This window comes from Chitinophaga sp., from assembly GCF_039596155.1.
Lineage (GTDB): Bacteria > Bacteroidota > Bacteroidia > Chitinophagales > Chitinophagaceae > Chitinophaga.
Genome location: NZ_JBCNKF010000016.1, coordinates 113,041 through 135,419, shown reverse-complemented (window position 1 = coordinate 135,419; position 22,379 = coordinate 113,041). Strand labels below are relative to the sequence as shown.

Sequence of the window (22,379 nt, the reverse complement as noted above, 5' to 3'; positions counted from 1 at the left end):
ATGAAGCGCCCTTGTTTGCTGCTGGCAGCACTTGGCCTGACTATGTCGGCAGCTGCCCAGACTATCTGTATTGCCCATGTGAATATGATTGATGTGAAGAAGAATGTGACCCTCCCGGATCAAAACGTTATTATCACCAAGGATCGCATTGTTGCTGCCGGGCCCGGAAATAAGGTAAAAATTCCTGCTGATGCCACTGTCATTGATGGTACCGGAAAATACCTGATGCCAGGAATGACAGATGCACATATCCACTTCTTTCAAAGCGGAGGTTTATATACACGCCCCGATGCTATTAACCTGACAAAGTACTATCCTTACCAGCAGGACCAGGATTATGTAAAAACTCACCTGAGCGACCTCATGGCCAGGTACCTTGCCTGTGGAATTACTTCTGTCATCGATGTAGGTGGTCCGATGGCCAATTTTAACATCAGGGACAAAGCAAATAGTGAAGCGGCAGCACCTGCTACGTGGGTAACCGGCCCGCTCGTATCTACCTACCTGCCTCCGCGACTGGATGAAAAAGATCCGCCGATTGTAAAAGTGACATCGCCGGAAGAAGCAAAGGCACAAGTACGGAAAGAGTTGCCCTATAAACCTGATTTTATAAAGATCTGGTACATCGTTTATTCTGGTCATAAAGCTGATAGTACCCTGCCTATTGTAAAAGCTGCTATTTTGGAAAGTCATGCCAATGGACTGAAGGTGGCTGTACATGCTACGCAGTTGGCAACAGCTAAACTCGCTGTTGAAGCAGGTGCGGATATTCTCGTACATAGCGTGGATGACGAAGTAATGGATGCGGGAATGTTACAACTGCTGAAACAAAAACATGTACTATATATTCCTACCCTGAGAGTGATGGACGGTTATTATCGTGCCATGATTCAGCAACAGCCGTTTACCACGCACGAGCTGGCTTACAGCGATCCTTTTATGTTAGGTACACTCACCGATTTACAACATATGCCAGGTGCGTATGATTACAAGACCGCCCGTAAATCTATCCAGGTGCCCAACAGAGGAGATACGATTATGGCGACCAATTTAAGACTTGCACAGGAAGCCGGCGTATTGGTTGCGGCGGGTACCGATGCAGGAAATATAGGGACGATGCATGCCTCGTCTCTGCTGGAAGATCTGCTGGCCATGCAAAAGGCAGGGTTGAGCAATCGTGAAATTATCAGAGATGTTACGCTGAATGCGGCAATTGGTTTCGGTAAAGAAAAAGACTATGGTAGTATAGAAAAGGGAAAGATTGCAGACCTGGTCCTGTTAACGCAGGATCCTTTGGAAGACCTGCAGGCATTGGGGAATATAGCCATGACGATCCACAATGGTCAGGTCTTCACGAAAGAAAAACTCCTGCCGGTGACACCGGAAATCCTCGCACAACAGCAATTGAATGCCTATAACGCGCGGAACCTGGAAGCATTTCTGGCACCATTCAGTGACAGCGTGAAGATCTATGATCAGACAAGCGGACGACTACTATTGCAGGGGAAAGATGCGATGAGAAAAAGTTATGGTCCGCTATTTCAGGCAGCCCCTGAGCTGCACTGCCAGGTGGTGAAAAGAATTGTATCCGGCAACACGGTAGTAGATGAGGAAAGTGTGACCGGGATGAAAGATAAGGCCCTGACTGCCGTGGTAATCTATACAATCGATCATGATAAAATTGTGAAAGTTGCTATGGCACTGTAACATTATTGCAGTGAGATCAGCTAATTTGAATGCTTTATTACCATCAAAATAACATTTATGAAAAAGCAACAATCAAAAAAGCTCAACCTGCAGAAAATCCGGATTGCAAATCTGAATGCAACTACTACTGACAAGAAAGTAGCACCGACTACCACGGTTTGGTTAAGTATCAGGAATCTTTGCTGAGAACAAAAATCGTAAGGCTGGCTGAAAGGTCAGCCTCTTTTATAACAAGCTAAGCTCTTCCGCCGTCAGATCATAAAAACAATTCTGTAACTGATGCACATACACCAACGGCCTTCCATAAGGTACCAGACCTGCGGGTGACGCTGTCAACAGCTGAAATGCATAGCCCTCATCCCGGATATAAATGCTATCCTTATGTGTATACCTGTAAGAATACACATTAATATCTTCTCCATATTCCTTCTCTCCCCGTACAAAACCCCACCCATTCAATTGCTCCGCCTCCAACTTCAACGGATTTACCTTTGACAACGGCAGTTTGCTTTTAGGCAGGCAGGAATTGTAGACATATCCTTCCAGTATACCCTCAATTTTGAAGGAAGTTTCATTCATGTACAAATCATAGTACCAAATCAAATTCCCCACACGGATGTCTGTGTCTGCTATCATCAACAAGTGTTTGTTATGCAAGTATAGGGATTTTGACTATTTTACCATTCTACTAAATATTAATTATTGATGCCCACGATCAGAACTATTGAACAAAAAGATAACAGTGCACTGGCTAAAATTATCAGGGATATTTTCATTGAGTTCGATGCCCCTTTGATTGGAACCGTTTATGACGATCCGAACACGGATCATTTGTATGAAGTATTTCAGCATCCGAAAAGCACCTATTACCTTGCAGAAGAGAACGGAGAAGTATTAGGCGGATGCGGCCTTTATCCTACAGCCGGATTACCGGAAGGATGTGCAGAGCTGGTGAAATTTTACCTGTCACCTGCCGCAAGAGGAAAAGGATTAGGAAAGATCCTGATGGATAAAGCTGTTGCGGCGGCCCCGGGCCTTGGTTATAAACAGATCTACCTGGAAACATTTGATCAGCTGGCAACAGCAGTAGGGATGTATGAAAAGGCAGGGTTCAGGAAATTAGATAAACCCATGGGAAATTCAGGGCATTATAACACGACACTCTGGATGATCATGGATCTGCAATAAATTGAAACCCGCTTTTGCTGGTTGGGCAAAAGCGGGTTTATTACTCTTCAGGATGCTTTCTTGTATCAGGAACTTTATATTTCTTCTCAGGAGTCAACGACCAATCCGCCTCAAACCTGCACCTCACATTCTCCACTTCGCCATCACTTACATCCAGCAACGCTGTGAGTGGTAGCAGACTGCCATCAATTATACTTACACCGCATATATGCAACGTTTCCTTCACCTGCTGCGGGTCAGGAATGCCGGTGCCCCTGTATTGTAATATATAGTTTGCCATACAAAAATTATTTATCCTCCAATAGCATACCTTTTCCTTCATAGTTTGCACCAAACCCTAGAGATTTGATCTTTGTTGAAAGGTACTTCAACATTTCATCCGCCCTTGCGGATGCGCGTGGCAATGCAAGTATGTCCGGTGCCTCCGCCAATAAACGGGCGGCCATACCTACTGCTGCCGGACATGCCATACTGGTACCATCCATTATCGCATACAAATCATTCGGAAAGGTAGAAATTATTCCAACACCAGGAGCAGTCAAATCAGTTTCTGCCCCTATGTTCGAAAAGTCTGCTATAAAATTGGCTTTATCTGTACCATAAGGTGACTTTACGATGCCTGTCTGCACCGTATTTTTCGGGAAAGTATTTTTCCTTCCCATTGCGGATACTGCTACAGACAGACTGTAATTAGCCGGAAAACTTACCGGCCCCCTGTCGTCATTACCATTTGCACAGAAACACAGGATACCTGCATTGTAAGCCTGCTTGATATAACTACTGATCCCCTCATCTGTCTCTGACTCTCCCAGGCTCATATTAATGATATCACATTCATCCTGGATGGCCTGTGCCAGTCCTTTCATGATATAGAAGTTAGATGCATTCGCATTTTTCGGGAACACCCTGTAACTATACACTTCCACTCCAGCCGCAAGGCCATACACACCGCCGTAGGCGCTGATTATACCTGCTACGTGCGTACCATGGCCTTCGCCATTGTCTTTGAAGTCAGTTGGATCTTCATTGGCCACACAGTTCAAACCGCCACTTACCACCAGATCCTTATGGGGGCCTACGCCTGTATCGATGATACCGATCCGGATTTTCCGGGTGATTTTAGGCCACTGAGGTGCGTTATAAAAATGACGTAAGGAATCTGTGTAGCCGGTATCAATCTTTTGTAATTTGATGTTGAGACTGGTAGCACTAAAATTTGTTTTGTAATATCCCCAGTAAGTATGTTCAGGATACACATAAATGCGCTCAATAGTCTTACTTGCCAGGTTCAGTGAAAGCCTGCCCTTAGCATTCGTATTTCCGGCATCTCCTGTTCTGCTCTCAAAATCAGTAAAGGCGACAATATAAATGCCGGCTATAGGGTTTCCAGCTGTATCCGTGATACTCAGGTTTAGTTTCCTGGTGGTTCTGGTCTTCTTTGCTTTCTGCTGAATCGATTCGCGGTATACCTGCGCCTTCTTATAGAATTTCTCCCTGATAATACGCAGTCCGGGATAAGAAAATCGAAAGTCAGCCAGCTCCTCTTCGCTTAATTGTACCAGCTTGGCACCATTATCCTGGATAGAATCAATCACTTTTAAAGGGATCTTTTTCGCCGTTTTTTCAGGTCCGCGGGTTTTCAGGCTAACGGCTTCCTTGCTTACTGCGGGCTCTAATACTGCCGTGAGGAAATTTTTTACTTTAGGATTGGTGTCGGCAGTGGTTTGCGGTTCTGTGACAGGCAATAGAATGTAGTTACCTGTCTTTGATTTGCTCTTTGCCATAAGCGGTAATTTTTTGAGTAAATGGAATTCTTCTAATGGTATATTCAGTTAACGCCATGAATTTACTAAACAATATGTGAATCCATCCCCTGCTCGAAAGCGGGCAGGCCCTTTTCCATGGCAGAAAGCGTGGGAAGAAAGACTGGTATTACCTTTCAAATACGCAATAAAATATCGTTAATCTTTTAATGGTGAATGGCTGATTCAATAAAACGCTATTTCGTACCAATTTTAACAATATGACGATATATCGTCAATTTCACAACGGACAATTTCACACAAATCATTGATTTACAATAAAATGCTCTTAGGCACAGGATATGAAGTCTAGGGGGCAAAACACAGCTGCCATGAAAAATCCTGAATATTTTCCTTTGCAGGAATTCAAACACAAGGAAGCAGATCTTCCTTTTGAGATCCATCCTTTTCGTTGGGATGATGAATCTGTCAGATCTCATAATGCCCTCCCTCATCGCCAGAACTTTATTGAGATTATCTGGGTGACCAAAGGACACAGCACCCTGATCGTAGACATGCAAAAACATGAAATGCCTGCAAATAGTGTGTACTGTGTTACATCCGGACAAATCCATCAGCTGATTGGGAATGAGGAGACCGAAGGATACATTTATCAGTTCACCGAAGACTTCCTGTATATAGGTGAACATGAATTTGACCTGATGTATCATTCAGGATTATTTCAGGCTTTCTCCCGATCGGCAGGCATAGAAGTAGATAGCGAGATCGCCGTGGAAATGGAAGAGATCACACGGAAGATGATGCGCGAGGCAGATAATTTATACCTTTTGCGGACGGAGCTGATGCGCAGGTATCTGAAGATCTTTCTGATCTACCTCACAAGGCAGTTAAGGGGCACTTTGCAGACCACCATCCAGACAAGGAATATTGAGTTGGTAGAGAAGTTTAAGAACATGGTGGAAGCGATGTTCAAGAACAAAAAGAAGGTGGCAGATTTTGCCCGGGAACTATCTGTAACGCCCAATTATCTGAATGAAATTGTAAAGAAGATCACTGGTTATCCGGCAAGTCATCATATTCGTCAAAGGATCGTATTGGAGGCTAAAAGGCAGGCTGCCTATTCAGATGTATGTATGAAAGAGGTGGCGTGGAACCTGGGATTTTCGGACATTGCCCATTTTAGTAAGTTCTTTAAGAATTCGACCGGCACAAATTTCTCTGAATTTAAGAGAGAGTGCCTGGTATTTGCAAGTACAGCCCCTGAAAACTAATTGAAAAAAAGAGATTGTTTCAATAGTAAATTTTACCCGATTTCTTTCCGGCACCTGGTGCAGAGCAATTCCTTATAAATGAATTCCGGAGCGCTCAGTTTACTGTTGAAACAATCTCTTTTTTGTGTGGATGACCTGCGGCCATCAGGAAAAACGTATTATCTGCCCGGATACAAATTACCTGAGAGATTTTTTAATGAATGCTCCTGCATGTAACATAGCATCCTGTGTGCTTGGTACATGTACCAGTGGATTCAGTAAACCCCAGTCGTGAATAGTGGTTGAATACTCTACCAGTGTTGTGATCACGCCTGCTTCATCCAGTTTGCGGGCATAGGCAGCACCTTCGTCATGCAGCACATCATTGCCTGCTACCATTACCAGTGCGGGAGGCAGCCCTTTCAGCTGCTCTGTGGTAGCCTGTAGTGGAGAAGCGTAGATCTCTTTACGCTTTGCTGCATCAGGCAGATAGCTATCCCAGAACCATACCATCATGTTTTTTGTAAGGAAACGACCGGTGGCGTATTTGTTATAGGATGCTGTTTCAAAATTAGCATCTGTCACAGGCCAGAACATCAGTTGGAACCTGATTGCAGGGCCTTTCTTTTCCTTTGCCATGAGTGCCACAACAGCAGTCATGTTGCCCCCTACGCTATTACCGGCAATACCCAGTCTTTTACTGTCTACATTGATCTCGCTGCCATGTTCAGACACCCATTTTGTAGCAGCATAAGCCTGGTTGATTGCTACAGGATATTTTACTTCAGGAGACGGCGTGTAGTTTACAAATACAGCTACAGCTCCTGAACCTACTACCAGGTCACGTACCAGCCGCTCGTGGGTAGGGAAATCGCCCAGTATCCATCCACCGCCATGGAAGAACATAAATACCGGTAACTGTCCTTTTACTCCTGCGGGACGTACGATATTTAATTTCACTGACTGACCATCTTCTGTAATTGTCTTCTCAGATACTTCAATACCAGACAGATCTACTTTCACTGATTGCTGTGCACCTGTCAGTACTGCACGTGCATCTTTGGGAGAGAGGGTTTCAAGAGGAGCGCCTCCGCTTGTATTGAGCGCATGCAGAAATACTCTTACACGGGTTTCAATGGCCGGGTCTTTGTCAGGATCCACCGGTGTAATGTTTTGTGCGCTCATGGTCATTGTTTTGCATGCAAGCACTGTCATTAGCAGGAATGCAGCCGCTTTGTTCGCTGGTTTGATTTGTTTCACTGTAGTAGTTATTTATGATATAACAATACCTGCAAAGCTATGCCTGTATAGGGCTGCAGTCAATTGATAAATGCAGTCTACCCTTGTATATTTCACTGTGGTGAAAATAATCTGCGCCACAAACGCTGCTTCGATAATATGTACAACAATTGCGATAATCTGTCAATTGGTTATGGATGTTGTTGCACCTAGCTTTGACCAATATTGCCTCTGAAAATCCGGGCAAAATCCGGGGTCCACGTTATCTGTTTAAATCGCTTCAGCATTTAGTTAAAGCTTTTTTTAAAAAATTAGAATATGCATACTTCATATAGATTGGCACGGCTGATGGATGCTGAAGAACTCACCATAATGTCGATGGAGCTATACTCTGAAATTAGCAACCGAAAAGACTTTACGGACAATAAAATTGTTGCTACGCTGCGTTTCTATGAACAACATCGCCACATGGGAGAAGTCCTGATGATTGAATGCGATGGTGGGTTGGCTGGATATTCAATTATTTTCCGGTTCTGGAGTCACGAATATGGTGGTTTGATGGTGGGGGTGGATGAGCTATACATCAAAAAGAAATACCGCAGATCAGGGACCGCCAGGCAATTTATTGCGCTATTAATAGCCAGTGAATGTATGCACCCTCACTATGTCGGTATTGAACTGGAAGCGCATTCGAGTAATACGCTGGCGAATAAATTATTTGCTTCCGTTGGAATTCCGAAGAATGACTATTCACGTTATATAAAACTGCATAAGAGTTAACTATCAAAAGTACCCGTTATACCGCGGTTTTTCTCCTATAAATGATCACATGGCAGGGTCTTGCGCTACCAATGTCCAGGATTGTGACGTCAGATCCTTTTTCTTCGCTGCCAATACAATGTCGTTCTCCCGCTGTGTAATATACAGGTCTGTCCCCCTGACGCGGATCATGTAGCTGTTCTTGTCCCCTGGCAGCAATTCGTATTGTTGCCCGGCAATAGGTTGCTCTTCCATTGTTCCTCCTTCCATGGCTGTTCCTTTAGGTTGCAATGTTTTCCCGGAAAACAGGTTTCTGAGCTGGTAAGCCTGACCTTCTACATTTTTAAAATCCCAGGTGACACATTTCCAGTTCACCGGAGAATAAGGTACGATCGGCGTGCCATTGGCAGTATTGGCGTCCCTGATACGCAGTACCATACCGGAGGCAACGTTCTTAATAGCATAAGTTCCTTTGATGACCTGTGCAGCAGCGGTGGCAGTAAAAATGAGGGCGGCAAATGTAAAGAATAAGCTTTTCATGACAGACGGATTTTGCTACTCCAAATATATAAAAAAAGCAGCGCCATACGGGGATATGGCGCTGCGGGTTAACAACAACTTATCTACCTATTACAACTATTATTGCTTATAATTAGGACTGAAAAACTTATTACTGGTGAATTTCACTGTCAGCAGTAACTGGATTTGTAAACTAACTGACTCTTTCTACTGCCATCCGCCACCAAGGCTTCTGTACAACTCCACACCTGCACTCAGCTGCTGGCGGGTAATATCTGCCTGTGTCAGCTCAGCCTGCAGGGCATTTCCCTGTGCCGTGATCACCTCCAGATAGTTCGCCATACCACTACGGAACAGCAATTGGGCATGCCGCGTAGCCAATTGGGTTGTTTCTACCTGCTGTGTGGCAATGGATTGCTGTGACTTCAGCTTATTCAGTTTTACGAGGGAATTACTCACTTCTCCTACTGCATCCAATGCCAGCTGGCGAAAACGGATCACCGCCTCTTCACGCTGAATCTTCGCTACTTCCAGCTGGGTTTTCAGTTGCCTGTGCTGAAACAATGGCTCAGTCAGCCCTCCACCTGCTATACCGAATAAGGAAGCAGGAATGGTGAACCAGTCACTTGCCTTGAATGCATTCAATCCACCCTGAGCCGTGATAGTCAATGTAGGATACATGCTGGCCTGCGCCACCCCTACCCTTGCATTGGCAGCTACCAGGGCCATTTCTCCTGCTCTTACATCCGGGCGTTTACTGATCATGCTGGCAGGAATACCCACCGGCAGTGAATCGCGCATCAGGGTCGTACTCAGGCGTTGACTGCGGGCAATAGTTCCCGGCAATTCTCCGGTGAGGATGCGCAGGGTATTCTCCTGGATTGCCAAAGCCTGTTCCAGCTGAGGTATCAGTAATGCTGCTGTTTGTTGTTGCGCGATCGCCTGCTGTACACCCAGTTCTGTCACCTCGCCTGCTGTCTTTTGTAAACGGATCATCTGCACGATGGTATCGCTAAGTGACAGGCTGTTCTTAGCAATCTGCAATTGAGCATCCAGCATCAGCAGGTTGTAGTATGCATTCGCGATATCAGATACAAGGGTCGTTTGCACAGCATGTGCACCATCGTAGCTTTCCAGATAAGTAGCCAATGCGGCTTCTTTCTGTCTTCTGATCTTACCCCATACGTCTATCTCCCAGGATACTGCCGCATTCAATGAATAGTCTTCTATATGATCTGTTCCCAGGAACGTCTTCAAACTCGTACCATTCAAACTGTTATTAGAAGGATTGGTCGTGTTTGCCGCAACATTCAGGGTGGCTGTTGGCAGCCATGCTACTTTTGCAGCTTTTACGTAAGCAGCAGCTTCTTCTATCCGCTTCACGGCCAATTGCAAATCATAGTTACCACTCAGTCCGGCGCTGATCAGTCTTTGTAAGGTCGTATCTGCAAAGAACTCCTTCCAGGGCATCCCGGCAATGCTGGAATCTGAAGGGGCTTTGTCGCCGAACTGCTGCGGCAGGACCAGGGCAGGCTGTTTGTAGTCACGGCCCACCCGGCAAGCTGCCACTATGGTACTTATAGCAATGAAGACGATTAAGACACTGATATATTTTTTAGTCATCACTTTTTATTCTTTAATTTTTTTAATACTCTGCTGCTGTTGCCAGATCTTCCTGTCTTACAGGTTTGCCGCTAATGCGCTCCTGTATATACTGGAAGATGATGAACAGCACCGGTATCACAAAGATGCCCAGCAATACGCCTGTCAACATCCCGCCTGCTGCACCAAAACTGATAGAGCGGTTACCCTGTGCAGATGAACCCGTTGCTCTCATAAGTGGTGTCAGACCTGCAATGAATGCAAAGGAGGTCATGAGGATGGGACGGAGACGTAACTTAGCCGCTTCCAGTGCTGATGCCAGCAAGCCCATTCCACTCTTACGTCTTTGCACTGCATACTCTACGATCAGGATGGCGTTTTTAGCCAGCAAACCAATCAACATGATCAGACCTACCTGCACATAGATATTATTATCTATACCTGCAAGATTAATGAAGGCAAATACACCGAAGATACCCAGCGGAATAGACAGGATCACGGAGAATGGTAAAATGTAGCTTTCATACTGTGCGGACAGCAGGAAGTATACAAAGATCAGACACAACAGGAAGATGATCCCTGCCTGCCCGCCTGCGGCTATTTCTTCCTTGGTCATACCTACCCACTCATAAGCGTAACCTCTTGGCAGGTATTGCGCTGCTACTTCCTCTACTGCTTTGATCGCATCACCAGAGCTATAGCCCGGTTTGGGCTGACCATTGATGGATACTGCATTAAAGAGGTTATTGCGGGTCACGGTTTCAGGGCCATAAACACGTTCCAGTTTTACAACGGTATTTATTGGCACCATTTCACCCGTTTCGTTCTTTACATACACTTCATCCAGAGAAGCAGGTTCTGCACGTGCAGGTACATCTGCCTGTACAATCACCCTGTAATATTTACCAAAGCGGTTGAAGTCTGATGCATAAGTGCTACCATAAAACACCTGCAATGTTTGCAGAATGTCGGATATCTTCACGCCCAGCTGCTTCGCCTTGCTTTCATCGATCTGCACACTATACTGAGGGTTACCGGCATTGAAAGTGGTAAATGCAAAAGCAATTTCTTTGCGCTTCATCAGTTCTCCGATAAAACCATAGGAGGTATTGGCAAGTTTGTCAAGCGGACCACCGGTACGGTCCTGCAGGATCACTTCAAAACCATCTACGTTACTAAAGCCCGGTACAGTCGGCATATTGAACATAAAGATGTTAGCTTCCGGAATACCTGCCAGCGCGCCTTGCATCATACCCATTACGGCTTTCAGATCTTTCACCTGTCCACGTTGTTCGAATGGCTTCAGTTTTACGAAACCTACCCCATATGCAGAACTATTGGAACCTGTGATAATATTAAAGCCGGATACACTCAGGTAAGCATTGACAGACTGGAAGTCGTGCATAATCTTTTCCACCTTGCCTACGACTTCCCTGGTACGTTGTAAGGATGCACCAGGCGGCATAGTTACCGAATACACCACGAAACCATTATCTTCTGTAGGAATAAATCCTGTAGGTGTGCGCTTTACCAAGAATACGGTTACAGCTGTAAGAATAGCCAGACCACCGATTGCAATCCATTTACGTCTTACGAGGAAGCGGAGACTACTTATATATTTTGCAGTTACGGCGTTGAAACCTGTATTGAAAGCATTGAAGAAACGACTCCCGAAGCCCATGGTGGTATGTTTGGACGAATGGTCGTCGCCGTGGTGTTTATTTTTCAATAACAGGGCACACAGCGCCGGACTCAGGGTCAGCGCGTTCAATGCAGAGATCAGGATGGCGATCGCCAGTGTAAAAGCAAACTGACGGTAGAATACCCCAGCAGGCCCCTGCATAAAACCAACAGGCACGAATACAGCCGCCATCACCAATGTGATAGAGATGATCGCACCGGATATTTCCTGCATACTGGTAATAGTCGCATTGCGGGGCGTCATGTTGATCCGTTCCATTTTTGCGTGCACGGCCTCGACGACGACGATAGCGTCATCCACCACGATACCGATAGCCAGTACCAGTGCAAAAAGGGTAAGCAGGTTGATGGTAAAACCAAACAGCTGCATGAAGAAGAAGGTACCGATGATGGCTACCGGTACGGCGATAGCAGGTATGAGTGTGGATCGGAAGTCCTGCAGAAATATGAATACAACAATAAATACCAGTATAAATGCTTCCAGCAGGGTATGTTTCACCTGATCGATCGATTCATCCAGGTATTCCTTGGTGCTATAGATGTTGAAATATTCTACGCCTTTAGGGAATTGCAGGGATGCTTTCTTCATCAGGGCATTGGCAGCTACCTGTATATCATTTGCGTTTGAACCCGCTGTCTGATAGATAGCTATACCAATCCCGTATCTCCCATTCACCTTGGTGTCACTGCTGTAAGTAAAGGAACCGAACTCCACTCTTGCTACGTCTTTCAGGCGCAGTAAGGAACCATCTGCGTTTGCCTTCAGGACCATGTTTTCATAGTCTTCATGCTGGTTCAGTTTACCTTTATATTTTAATACATATTCAAAAGCCCGGTCGCTGCTTTCACCAAAGCGGCCCGGGGCGGCTTCGATGTTTTGCTCGTGGATGGAGTTCAGCACATCCTGAGGAGAAAGGTTGTTGGCTGCCAGGCGGTCAGGGTGCAACCAGATACGCATAGAATAATCCTTTGCACCGAATACCATGGCCTGACCTACACCTGTGATACGTTGCAGTTCCGGAATGATGTTAATCTTCGCATAGTTCTGCAGGAATTTCTCATCATATTCAGATGTAGTACTCATCAGGTTCACCACCATGATCATGCTGTTCTGTTTCTTCTCTGTGGTGATACCGGCACTTACTACTTCGGATGGCAGCAGAGAGGAAGCTTTCGCTACCCGGTTCTGTACGTTTACGGCTGCCATATCAGGATTAGTTCCCAGTTTGAAGTACACACTCAGTGTCATGGAGCCATCGTTGTTGGAAGTAGAGGTCATGTAGGTCATGTTCTCTACACCGTTTACGGCTTCTTCAATGGGGGTGGCTACCGAACGTGCTACTACTTCGGCGTTTGCACCGGGATAGGAAGCAGTTACGGCCACGCAGGGAGGGGCGATGTCCGGGAATTGTGTAACCGGCAACGTAAGTAGTGATAAGATCCCCAATAGTACCAGCAGGATGGAGACCACCGTTGCCAGTACAGGCCTTTCTATAAATCTTCTTAACATAAATCTTTAATTGAATCGTTTTTGGATAGGAATAGCCCTCCACTTACAATAATGGCTTTACCTTCAGCAGGCTATCCATAGACAACGGCTGGGGAGTAATTACCGCGCCATCCTGCAATCTTCCAAATCCTGCATATACAATGCTTTCACCGGCTTGCAGTCCTTTCTCCACAAAGTAGTACGCCCCGTTTTTACCAGCGATGGTAATTGGCCTGCTAGCCACTTTGTTGCTATCACCTACAGTGAACACAAATACTTTATCCTGCAATTCGAAGGTGGCTTCCTGGGGCACGAGCAGAGCGGCAGAGAGCTGTTCAGAAATACGTACCTTTCCTGTATTACCGGAGCGAAGCAGACCTGCACCATTCGGGAAGGAAGCACGGAAACTTACAGCACCGATTGTTTTATCGAACTGACCTTCCATTGTTTCTACATGACCTTTTTCAGTATAGATCGTATTGTCGGGCAGCACCAGTTCTACAGCAGGTAATTGTTTCACTTTGTCGGCGATGGTATTACCGGTGAATTTATTTTTGAATTTGAGGAAATCGATTTCACTCATGGAGAAATAAGCATACACTTCATTTACATCTGATAATAAAGTGAGTGGCTGTGTTTCTCCACGACCTACCAGGCTACCAGTCTTGAAAGGAATACGGCCGATGTAACCGCTCACTGGTGCTGAGATCAGGGTATAACCTACATTGATACGTGCATTGCTTACATTGGCCTGTGCCTGTGCTACGCTGGCTTTTGCGGCCTGGTATGCAGCATTCGCAGTTTTCAGTTGTACGTCAGATACCACATTGTTTTGAACGAGTGGTGTGAGACGGTTTACTTCTACCAGTGCTTTCTCTTCATTCGCTTTCGCGGCGAGCAGCAGTGCAGATGCATTGCTCAGTTGCTCCTGATAGGTGCGGTCATTGATGCGGAACAAAGGCTGTCCAGCTTTTACATAGGCACCTTCATCTACAAAGATCTTGTCGAGGTATCCATCGACCTGGGGACGGATCTCAACGTTTACCTTTCCTTCTACTGTTGCGTTGTAATCGCGGTAGGTAGTAGCAGGAACGGCTGCTACTTTCAATACAGGCAGTACAGCCGCCGGTTGGCCGGCATTTTCCGGCTTCGCAGAAGATGAAGCACAGGAAGAAAGGAACGCAACAATGATAATACTATAAAGAAGACCTGCTGGTCCATGTTTTCTGTGCGCTTGTTGTAATAAGTAATTCATAAAAATATTCGTTTTAAAAAAAGTATGGCAATACCCTGCCATGCCGCTATGGGCGGTAATTTCAGGAAAAAGATTTCCCTTCCCGCCATCGGCGGTTATTCCAGACAAAGTCTTTCCTGCACGGTCTTAACCGTTAGCTGATAATGACAGTTATTGGAAATTGATAGATTTTCTATCCCCTACCCCTGGTAACCGGTTACTGAACGATAATAGCCATTGTAAACAAAAAGACCACCCATTCCGATGGTTGCCACCGGTCATTTAATAACGACAGTTATTGGAGATAGAATAGCCACCCCTCCCGCCTGAACCGGGAAGCCAGCTGATAATTTTTTTGATTGGTTACTGCTAATAGAAACTTATGAACAGGTTAGCAGGAGAAATTTTGGTACTTCATGTGCTAGTGGTTTTTAAGGACAACATTGTTTCAACGTCATCATGTTATGATTATTATAACCTTACAAAAGTACAATGAGAATCAGGCATGTTCATTTAACTAATCGCGGTATTAATTGTACTTTTCCCGGATACTCTTTTGGAAGGTTGCGGGCGTAAATCCAGTGTGCTTTTTAAAGAAACGATTGAAGTATCCATCGTCTTCAAACTTAAGCTCCCACGCGATTTCCTTGATTGTATGTTCTCCATAAAACAAGAGACGCTTTGCTTCCGTTATCCTCTTCTCATCGATGATCTGTTTCGCTGTTTTTCCTAAAACGGCCTTTATCGTATCATTCAAATGCCCTGGTGTTACATACAGCATATCTGCATAATGCGCTACCTGTGTTTTATCCTTATAATGTACATCAGACAATTCGTCGAACTGGCGTACAATGCGGTTTGGCAACGTATCTGTCTGCATCGCAGCAATGTCTCGCTGTGGTAAACGGGAAATAGCGGCGATGAGAGAATGTAACAAATTACGGATGATCAGCTCACGCAATGGCTGACTGGATTCCATCTCCTTCAGCATGAGACGTGCAAACCCCATCAGATCACGTATCTGGGTATCTGTCAGCTCTATCACGGGTGTTCCGCATACGCAGCCCCAGCAGATAGGACTTCCTAATCCGGTTTCATTCACCAGGAACTCCTGTGAAAAAATAATATTAACTACCTCGCATAAACTATCGCCTGTATGCTGATGCACCTGGTCAGGATAAAGCATCACGACAGCAGGGCCTTTCACAGTATACTTTTCGAAGTCAATATATTGTGTTGTTTCTCCTGACAGCACCAGCGTAATACTGAAATGCTTACGGCGATGTGGTTCTTTCAGATCTTCCGGTTGTACCAGGTAGGTAGTACGGTTGATAAAAAATCCCTTTAATGGATTTTGCAAATCAGTGCAATCGTCAACATTATAAACTGGTATGACTACATTAGTCTTCATATCACATACAGTTTAGTCGTTTAAAAGAAGAGGGCAGTTGTAAAAGTTCAGAGGCAGTGCCATTCTAGCTACAGAATCGGCATGGATTAGTTAGTTCGGCAGGATTGTAATCAGTAGATGATTAACAGATGATATCTATTACATAGTGCGACAAAAGTATAGTATACATTTCATTTTTCATCGAACTATTTTTACATGATAATTATATTTATTATCTGCTATTATAATTAGCCGGCTAATTAAATACTTAAAAAATATTATTTTTTAAGATTTTCCAGTACCTGCATGAGTAGACGTTTTAAGATAATTCTTTCTTCCAGACTGAGTCCTTCTACCATTTGCTGTTCCAATTGATTCCAGGTTTGTTCTGTGATATGCATAGCGGCTTCCTTACCTTTTTCAGTAAGAGACACACGAACGGCACGCTGATCATTACAGCATTTTTCCTTTACCAGAAAGCCATTCTTCTCCAGGCGGTCAGCCATACGGGTCACCGTCACAGGCGTAACCTCCATATTGGTGGTCAGGTCACTGAGCATAATGCCACCGTGGCATAATACCTGCTGCAGAAAGATCTCCTGCCCCGCGTGCAGGTTATATGCAGCCAGCATTTGATTCCCCTTGTTCCTGTGCGCTTTACCGATTTGTACCAACAGGTGACCCAGGGTACTGCACATGAGCGGTTTATTCATGGGACAAATATAATAATTAGCCGGCTAATTATATTCAATAAGAAAAAAAATAGCTTTCACCTGCGGCAAAAGCTATTTTTTTGGAGTGAGCCACTTTCTGTTAACCACCCCCGTAGGAAAACTTATAATTATTTAGTGACAGATTCCTTTTCTTTAGGGCGTTCTTTCACCAAAATCAGGTCCGCCAGCAACACATTCATCGGGATATTACCCAATTTCACGATTCCCCGCTTGTCCCGGATCTCAATAAGCTTACCTACCTGTCCATTGGTTTTAATCTTCACCAGGTCATTGATCTCAAGGTTTCCCCCTACTACTTCCTGGAACTTATCGGTTACCTTCTTCTCCAGTTTGTCGTTGATTGCCTTTTCACGCTTCCTGAACAGCAATGCTTCCGCCTGCTTCATCACTTTCTGCTTGTCGTCGGTCCGCTTCCACTCTATCACTATCTGCTTCATTTTGCGCTCCATATCTTTCAGGTAGGCCAGTTCATCCTCCTTTATCTTATTCTGGAGTTTCAGCATACCAAACTGCTGGTTCTTCCTTTCTTTGTCTGAAAGCACCTCATACTCCCGTTTCAAACGCTCGTTTTCGCGCAGTAACTGCTGCAGTTCCTTCTCCTTTGCTTCGATCTTCTGCAGGTCCTGTTCAGCTTTATTCAGGAGTTTATCCAGCTGGAAATGACCTTCATCTACCAGGTTCCTCGCCCGGTTGATCAGGGAAGGATGTAATCCTATTCGTTGTGCAATCGAGAATGTGTACGAGCTACCCGGCTTACCTACGATCAGTTTGTACATCGGCGACAGGTTCTGCTCATCGAAGCCCATGGCTCCATTGATGATTCCCTTTACCTTGTTCGCCATGACTTTGAGATTCAGGTAGTGGGTCGTTACTATCCCAAAGGCATGCTTCTTGGCCATTTCCTCCATGATCACCTCTGCAAAAGCGCCACCCAGGTTCGGGTCAGAACCACTTCCCAGCTCGTCGATGAAAAACAGGGTCTTCCCATTCGCATTCTCCATGAAATACTTCATGTTCTTCAGGTGGGAGCTATAAGTACTCAATTCGAATTCGAGTGACTGGGTATCCCCAATATGGATCATCAGTTGCCTGAAGATACCAATCTGGGAACCCGGATGTACCGGTACCAGCAGCCCTGCCTGCAGCATTAGCTGGATCAGGCCGACTGTTTTCATGGTCACCGTCTTACCGCCGGCATTCGGTCCGCTGATCACGAGGATATGGTTATTGTTATCCAGCGTCAGATTGATGGGAATAGTCGGTTTGGTATTGCGGCGGTTATACAACAGCAACAGGGGGTGATACGCATCTACAAGATGGAGTTGTGCGCCAGGCGTAAGCATAGGGTAGTTTCCATCCATATCCAATGCCAGCTTAGCTTTGGCACGAATAAAGTCGTAAGTACCAAGAATAATGTGATAGTTATTCAGCAGCAGGGAATGCTTTGAAAGGTCAGCCGTCAGGGTGCGTAATATTTTATACACCTCACGGTTTTCGTCCCTTTCCAGTGCAGCGACATCATTATTCAGTTCAATGGTCTCTTCCGGCTCCACAAATGCAGTACGACGGGTATCGGATTCTCCGTGAAGAATCCCTTTCACCATACGTTTGTTCTCCGCATAGATCGCTACCACTCTCCTGCCATTCAGAAACGCTTCACCGGTATCAGCAAGGTAGCCCAGCTTGCTTAATTTAGATAAACTACGGTCAAATACACGACGCAGCTCATTCCGCTTGCGGAACAGGGCCATGCGGATCCTGGACAACTCCGGCGTGGCGTTATCCCTTACCATTCCTGCCTCATCCAGTATCTCGTCGATAATCAGGACGATCTTCTTTTCGTAGTGGGTGTGAGTGATCACCTCGAACAAACCTGCGTAAGTAACACGCCTGTCATGATCAAAAAAGCGCACAATGCTGCCCATGCTTTCGGCCAGCTTGCGCAATTGCATTACCTGCTCACCGCTTAATACGGCACCCTGGATGCCCAGAAGGCGCAGTTCATTTTTCAGGTTCAGTACATAATCGTTCGGAAAATGCTCCTGCAATAGTGTGAGCTGCTTATATTCGTGCGCCTGCTGTAATGCTGTTTTTACGTAGTCAATGTGGGTATGTAAACGCAGTTCCTGCGCCATTTCTTTACCCAGCTCCGTTTTACAATGTTCCTCCAACAAAGCCTGTACTTTGTCGAATTCCAGCTGTACTAACGCTGAATCGGGAAAATACTTCATCTTAAATTTAATTCCATACAAAGCCTGTGGTTACACTACACAGGCGGTTAAAATTGGCTTTTGGGCCCTCAAAAGAATGTTAAAGTTAATTAACTTGGCGATCTATTACATCAACATTATCGTAATTTAACTTGTCAGGAGTCGAAGAAGTTACGCGTACAAAACTACTCCAAACGATAAAAATCATGCGAAGATACTCATTATTAAGCTGTTTGCTTGCAATAACCTTTGCAGCCTGTGCACAAAGCAAACCATCCAAAGAAAAAGTTCCGGGAGATATGGCAGTACCTAAAAATGTAAAAGTTGAGAAAGCCACTTTCGGGGGAGGATGTTTCTGGTGTACCGAAGCACAATTTCAGTACCTGGACGGGGTGCTGAAGGTAGAGTCAGGTTTTTCCGGCGGTACTGTGGCAAATCCTACCTACGAGGAAGTTTGCACAGGTACCACAGGCCACGCAGAGGTGATCCAGGTGACCTACGATCCTGCCAGGATTTCTTACGAAGAATTACTGAAGGCTTTCTGGACCGCCCATGATCCCACCCAGCTGAACAGACAGGGCAACGACGTTGGCACGCAGTACAGGTCTGTCATCTTCTACCATAATGAAGAACAGCATAAACTGGCCGAAGAGTACAAAGAGAAACTGGATAAGTCAGGGGCGTATGATAAGCCGGTGGTCACTGAAATAGCACCTTTCACGAAGTTCTACCTTGCTGAGGATTATCACCAAAACTACTACAAAGAGAACGGTTCCCAGCCCTACTGTCATTTCGTAATAGCACCAAAGCTGGAAAAATTCAAGAAAGTGTTTAAGGATAAGCTAAAAGCTGATTCAAACTGATTTCAAACAAAAACGCATTGGCCAGTTGCCAATGCGTTTTTGTTTTCGCCCACCTGCAGCCGGCTTTTCCAAATTGTAACCCGCTCACAAAAAAAATAAATATTATATATTAAAAAAATTATTATATTGCTATAGTACAATCCCAACCTATGCTATGAATCACGTTACTACTCAATCGTTATTTTCCCTGATCCGTCGGGACACTGTTCTGATTTCATTCCTTGAAACCGCCACCATATCTAAGGGAGAAAGATTTCTGAATGATCCCAGATACAATGAACCCGCGTTACTTAAAATCATCGCGCCTCATTTTGAACCTGTCTTCACCGCAGCAGTTATTACCAGCCTGCAAACGAAGGATACCCAGATGATGCGGGATCTGATGGCCAACCCTCTCCTGCTCGACGATTGTCACCAGGAAAAAAGTTATACCGCAATCCTGCAATTCCTGAATGAGCGAGAACGACTCCTAATGTCCGTACGGCACCAATTGCGACTGTCACAAGCTATCAATGCAGTTGCGCTGGAAGAAGCTGCAGACATTACGTATATTTCTCTCCTCAATCTGCTGCCGGATGAATTCCATTCTTTCCGCACTGAATATTGTAAAGAAGTGATAAAAACAGCCCGCATACTGGCAAAGAAACATCACAAAATGGCCCTGATCATGCTTTCCAATATCCTAGAGCTGAAATGCGACGCACCGTCACACCTGCAGGCAGAAAGACTCTACAATGAACTACAGGCCGAAATTCCTGAGCTGAGCAGACAAACTCCTGCCGCACGTACCTCCATCTGGGTAACCATTGGTAGTTTTTATTCTAAGTTATTTTAGTATTTTTCGCAGCGATCTTTTTCTCTGCTATGATACACCGTTTCTTATTTTCACTGCTCATACTCTGCAGCCTGCAAACCTTTGCCCAGGAGGCCGTTGACTTCAGGGCCAATCACCCTTATATTCAATACACCGGACGTATACTAAAGACCAGTTTTGTCACCTACCGCTTCTGGCAACCGGGTGTTTATATCCGTGCAAAATTCAGCGGCACCTACTTTAATATTGTAATCGACGATGAAACATTGAATAACCAGCACAACTACCTGGCTATTCAGATCGATGACCAACCTGCACAAAGAATTCAGACTACGGGCAAACACAATGTGCTGAAAGCTGCCTCCAACTTACGTGACGGGGAACACCTTATCACAATCTGTAAAAACACGGAAGCAAGTATCGGCTACCTGGAACTGATCGGTTTTCAATGCAAAAAACTCATGCCTATTACCTCTACACCATCACGGCGACTTGAATTTGTAGGCAACTCCATTACGTGCGGTACCGGGAGTGACCAGTCTACTTTCCCCTGTGGACAAGGACAATGGTATGATCAGCACAATGCCTACATGAGTTATGGCCCGCTGACAGCCCGTAGCCTGGATGCACAATGGATGCTGTCTGCTGTATCTGGGATCGGTTTAATGCATAGCTGCTGCGATATGCAGATCACCATGCCGCAGGTCTTTGATAAAATCAATATGCGCGAGAATGCAATGTTGTGGGATTTCAGGAAGTATCAGCCGCATGTACTCACAGTTTGCCTGGGGCAGAATGACGGCAGACAGGATTCTACCACCTTCTGTAATGCCTACCTGCGATTCATTCGTACACTGAGAGGATACTATCCCAACACAAGCATTGTACTACTTAGCAGCCCTATGGCAGATAAAGAGCTGAATACCGTATTGAGATCCTATGTTAAGAAAATTGTGGCTGCAAGCGGAGATAAAAATGTCTCTTATTATTTCTTTTCTAAAAGGTACCATGGCGGATGTGGGGATCATCCTACACTCGCTGAACATCAGCTGATCGCTAAAGAGCTGACGGCTTACATTAAGCAACTGAAAGGATGGTAGTCACAGCTACCGAAATGCAAAAAGTCCATCCCGGATCGTTGTATCCCGGATGGACCTTTCAATAATTGCTATTTCTTTTATCATCCCATGTGGTCATGGATCATATGATTAACTTTCCTGCGAGACTTGCGTAAATGATTTTTGGCAATACGACGGCCTTCATCAGCTCTGTTGGTCAGATCATCCACTGTATCGTTTAAATTATCCAGCAGTTGTTCTGCACGGCTCCTGTTAGCCAAATAAAGAATTACACCTGCTGCTGCTGCACCTACGATAGAGGCTGCTATTAATGCCTTTTTCATATCTCTACTTTTTTGGTTCGATAGAGATATTACAAGAGTTGTACCAATTGATGCCAGAATATTTATTTTTGCTACCTCAATCAAAATCAAACATGTCTGACACCACCACTACGCAGGAAAAAAGTCCTGTTTACAGTATTCCTCTCAAATACCGGAAGATGGAAAATTTACACATCGTATTCTGGTTACTCAAAGACATCAGCTGGTGTATGGTATGGCCGGTATTGGGGATTATTATGATTTTTCCTACACTGATCATTTCAATTGTAATCGCGTGGCGTACCCGGCAGTTTATGTCTGAGCTATGCCATAACCTGGCAATTACCGTGTGGATTATGGCAAATTCTTACTGGATGATCAGTGAGTTTATGCATTTTGATACTGAGATCTGCTTTGGGAGCATTACCTACAAACACCTGGCGTTAATTCCCTTCCTGGCAGGCGTGTTGATTCTGGCTTATTACTATTTCTATCACAAGCCTAAGCACCCGGAAGAGCAGGAGACCATGTAATCC

At 45.1% G+C, this 22,379-nt stretch carries 21 protein-coding genes; 9 read left to right on the top strand and 12 right to left on the bottom strand.

Annotated features, from left to right (window positions below; translation table 11 throughout):
- Nucleotides 1-1,707, top strand: coding sequence for an amidohydrolase family protein (locus tag ABDW33_RS16760; RefSeq protein ID WP_343691230.1), 1,707 nt, complete (start codon nucleotides 1-3; stop codon nucleotides 1,705-1,707).
- Between the two features lie 57 nt (nucleotides 1,708-1,764).
- Nucleotides 1,765-1,893 carry a class I lanthipeptide gene (locus ABDW33_RS16755; protein WP_343691229.1) on the top strand — a complete coding sequence of 43 codons (129 nt, stop codon included), beginning with the start codon at nucleotides 1,765-1,767 and terminating at the stop codon, nucleotides 1,891-1,893.
- A gap of 39 nt (nucleotides 1,894-1,932) precedes the next feature.
- Here ABDW33_RS16755 and ABDW33_RS16750 read toward each other — a convergent pair whose 3' ends face one another.
- The gene (locus ABDW33_RS16750) at nucleotides 1,933-2,343 is read right to left on the bottom strand and encodes a hypothetical protein (RefSeq protein WP_343691228.1); all 411 of its coding nucleotides are present in this window, start codon (nucleotides 2,341-2,343) and stop codon (nucleotides 1,933-1,935) included.
- Between the two features lie 69 nt (nucleotides 2,344-2,412).
- Between ABDW33_RS16750 and ABDW33_RS16745 the strand changes: the two genes are divergently transcribed.
- On the top strand, nucleotides 2,413-2,895 hold the full coding sequence (locus ABDW33_RS16745) for a GNAT family N-acetyltransferase (RefSeq protein ID WP_343691227.1): 483 nt from the start codon (nucleotides 2,413-2,415) through the stop codon (nucleotides 2,893-2,895).
- A gap of 40 nt (nucleotides 2,896-2,935) precedes the next feature.
- On the opposite strand, the gene ABDW33_RS16740 is transcribed toward ABDW33_RS16745, so the two are convergent.
- Together ABDW33_RS16740 and ABDW33_RS16735 are read right to left on the bottom strand one after the other, a co-directional pair.
- Nucleotides 2,936-3,175, bottom strand: coding sequence for a hypothetical protein (locus tag ABDW33_RS16740; RefSeq protein ID WP_343691226.1), 240 nt, complete (start codon nucleotides 3,173-3,175; stop codon nucleotides 2,936-2,938).
- A 7-nt stretch (nucleotides 3,176-3,182) separates the two neighbouring features.
- Nucleotides 3,183-4,679 carry a S8 family serine peptidase gene (locus tag ABDW33_RS16735; RefSeq protein WP_343691225.1) on the bottom strand — a complete coding sequence of 499 codons (1,497 nt, stop codon included), beginning with the start codon at nucleotides 4,677-4,679 and terminating at the stop codon, nucleotides 3,183-3,185.
- Nucleotides 4,680-5,029: 350 nt separating this feature from the next.
- Here ABDW33_RS16735 and ABDW33_RS16730 point away from each other — a divergent pair, with 350 nt between their 5' ends.
- Nucleotides 5,030-5,929, top strand: a complete 900-nt coding sequence (locus ABDW33_RS16730; protein ID WP_343691224.1) for a helix-turn-helix domain-containing protein — start codon at nucleotides 5,030-5,032, stop codon at nucleotides 5,927-5,929.
- Between the two features lie 177 nt (nucleotides 5,930-6,106).
- Here ABDW33_RS16730 and ABDW33_RS16725 read toward each other — a convergent pair whose 3' ends face one another.
- The gene (locus ABDW33_RS16725; RefSeq protein ID WP_343691223.1) at nucleotides 6,107-7,168 is read right to left on the bottom strand and encodes an alpha/beta hydrolase; all 1,062 of its coding nucleotides are present in this window, start codon (nucleotides 7,166-7,168) and stop codon (nucleotides 6,107-6,109) included.
- 297 nt (nucleotides 7,169-7,465) lie between these two features.
- Between ABDW33_RS16725 and ABDW33_RS16720 the strand changes: the two genes are divergently transcribed.
- Nucleotides 7,466-7,927, top strand: a complete 462-nt coding sequence (locus tag ABDW33_RS16720; protein WP_343691222.1) for a GNAT family N-acetyltransferase — start codon at nucleotides 7,466-7,468, stop codon at nucleotides 7,925-7,927.
- 45 nt (nucleotides 7,928-7,972) lie between these two features.
- Here the strand turns inward: ABDW33_RS16720 and ABDW33_RS16715 are convergent, their stop codons facing one another.
- From ABDW33_RS16715 to ABDW33_RS16685, 7 genes are all read right to left on the bottom strand, one after another.
- Nucleotides 7,973-8,446 (bottom strand): RICIN domain-containing protein, encoded by a 474-nt coding sequence (locus ABDW33_RS16715; RefSeq protein WP_343691221.1) that lies wholly within the window; start codon nucleotides 8,444-8,446, stop codon nucleotides 7,973-7,975.
- A gap of 186 nt (nucleotides 8,447-8,632) precedes the next feature.
- Nucleotides 8,633-10,048 carry an efflux transporter outer membrane subunit gene (locus ABDW33_RS16710; RefSeq protein WP_343691220.1) on the bottom strand — a complete coding sequence of 472 codons (1,416 nt, stop codon included), beginning with the start codon at nucleotides 10,046-10,048 and terminating at the stop codon, nucleotides 8,633-8,635.
- A 22-nt stretch (nucleotides 10,049-10,070) separates the two neighbouring features.
- A complete protein-coding gene (locus ABDW33_RS16705) occupies nucleotides 10,071-13,238 on the bottom strand; it encodes an efflux RND transporter permease subunit (protein ID WP_343691219.1) in 3,168 nt (1,055 codons plus the stop codon).
- 43 nt (nucleotides 13,239-13,281) lie between these two features.
- The gene (locus ABDW33_RS16700) at nucleotides 13,282-14,472 is read right to left on the bottom strand and encodes an efflux RND transporter periplasmic adaptor subunit (RefSeq protein ID WP_343691218.1); all 1,191 of its coding nucleotides are present in this window, start codon (nucleotides 14,470-14,472) and stop codon (nucleotides 13,282-13,284) included.
- A gap of 508 nt (nucleotides 14,473-14,980) precedes the next feature.
- Nucleotides 14,981-15,862 carry an AraC family transcriptional regulator gene (locus tag ABDW33_RS16695; RefSeq protein ID WP_343691217.1) on the bottom strand — a complete coding sequence of 294 codons (882 nt, stop codon included), beginning with the start codon at nucleotides 15,860-15,862 and terminating at the stop codon, nucleotides 14,981-14,983.
- A 257-nt stretch (nucleotides 15,863-16,119) separates the two neighbouring features.
- Nucleotides 16,120-16,554, bottom strand: coding sequence for a MarR family transcriptional regulator (locus tag ABDW33_RS16690; RefSeq protein ID WP_343691216.1), 435 nt, complete (start codon nucleotides 16,552-16,554; stop codon nucleotides 16,120-16,122).
- 128 nt (nucleotides 16,555-16,682) lie between these two features.
- On the bottom strand, nucleotides 16,683-18,806 hold the full coding sequence (locus ABDW33_RS16685; RefSeq protein ID WP_343691215.1) for a DNA mismatch repair protein MutS: 2,124 nt from the start codon (nucleotides 18,804-18,806) through the stop codon (nucleotides 16,683-16,685).
- A gap of 185 nt (nucleotides 18,807-18,991) precedes the next feature.
- On the opposite strand from ABDW33_RS16685, the gene msrA reads away from it, so the two are divergent.
- From msrA to ABDW33_RS16670, 3 genes are all read left to right on the top strand, one after another.
- Entirely contained in the window at nucleotides 18,992-19,648 is a 657-nt protein-coding gene (msrA, locus tag ABDW33_RS16680; RefSeq protein WP_343691214.1) for a peptide-methionine (S)-S-oxide reductase MsrA, read from the top strand.
- A gap of 154 nt (nucleotides 19,649-19,802) precedes the next feature.
- Nucleotides 19,803-20,483, top strand: coding sequence for a hypothetical protein (locus ABDW33_RS16675; RefSeq protein ID WP_343691213.1), 681 nt, complete (start codon nucleotides 19,803-19,805; stop codon nucleotides 20,481-20,483).
- A 29-nt stretch (nucleotides 20,484-20,512) separates the two neighbouring features.
- Complete coding sequence (locus tag ABDW33_RS16670; RefSeq protein ID WP_343691212.1) at nucleotides 20,513-21,562, top strand: SGNH/GDSL hydrolase family protein; 1,050 nt, start codon at nucleotides 20,513-20,515, stop codon at nucleotides 21,560-21,562.
- 80 nt (nucleotides 21,563-21,642) lie between these two features.
- On the opposite strand, the gene ABDW33_RS16665 is transcribed toward ABDW33_RS16670, so the two are convergent.
- Nucleotides 21,643-21,864: a hypothetical protein gene (locus tag ABDW33_RS16665; RefSeq protein ID WP_343691211.1), complete on the bottom strand. Its 222-nt coding sequence runs from the start codon at nucleotides 21,862-21,864 to the stop codon at nucleotides 21,643-21,645.
- A gap of 92 nt (nucleotides 21,865-21,956) precedes the next feature.
- On the opposite strand from ABDW33_RS16665, the gene ABDW33_RS16660 reads away from it, so the two are divergent.
- A complete protein-coding gene (locus ABDW33_RS16660) occupies nucleotides 21,957-22,376 on the top strand; it encodes a hypothetical protein (RefSeq protein WP_343691210.1) in 420 nt (139 codons plus the stop codon).
- The last annotated feature ends 3 nt before the right edge of the window (nucleotides 22,377-22,379 follow it).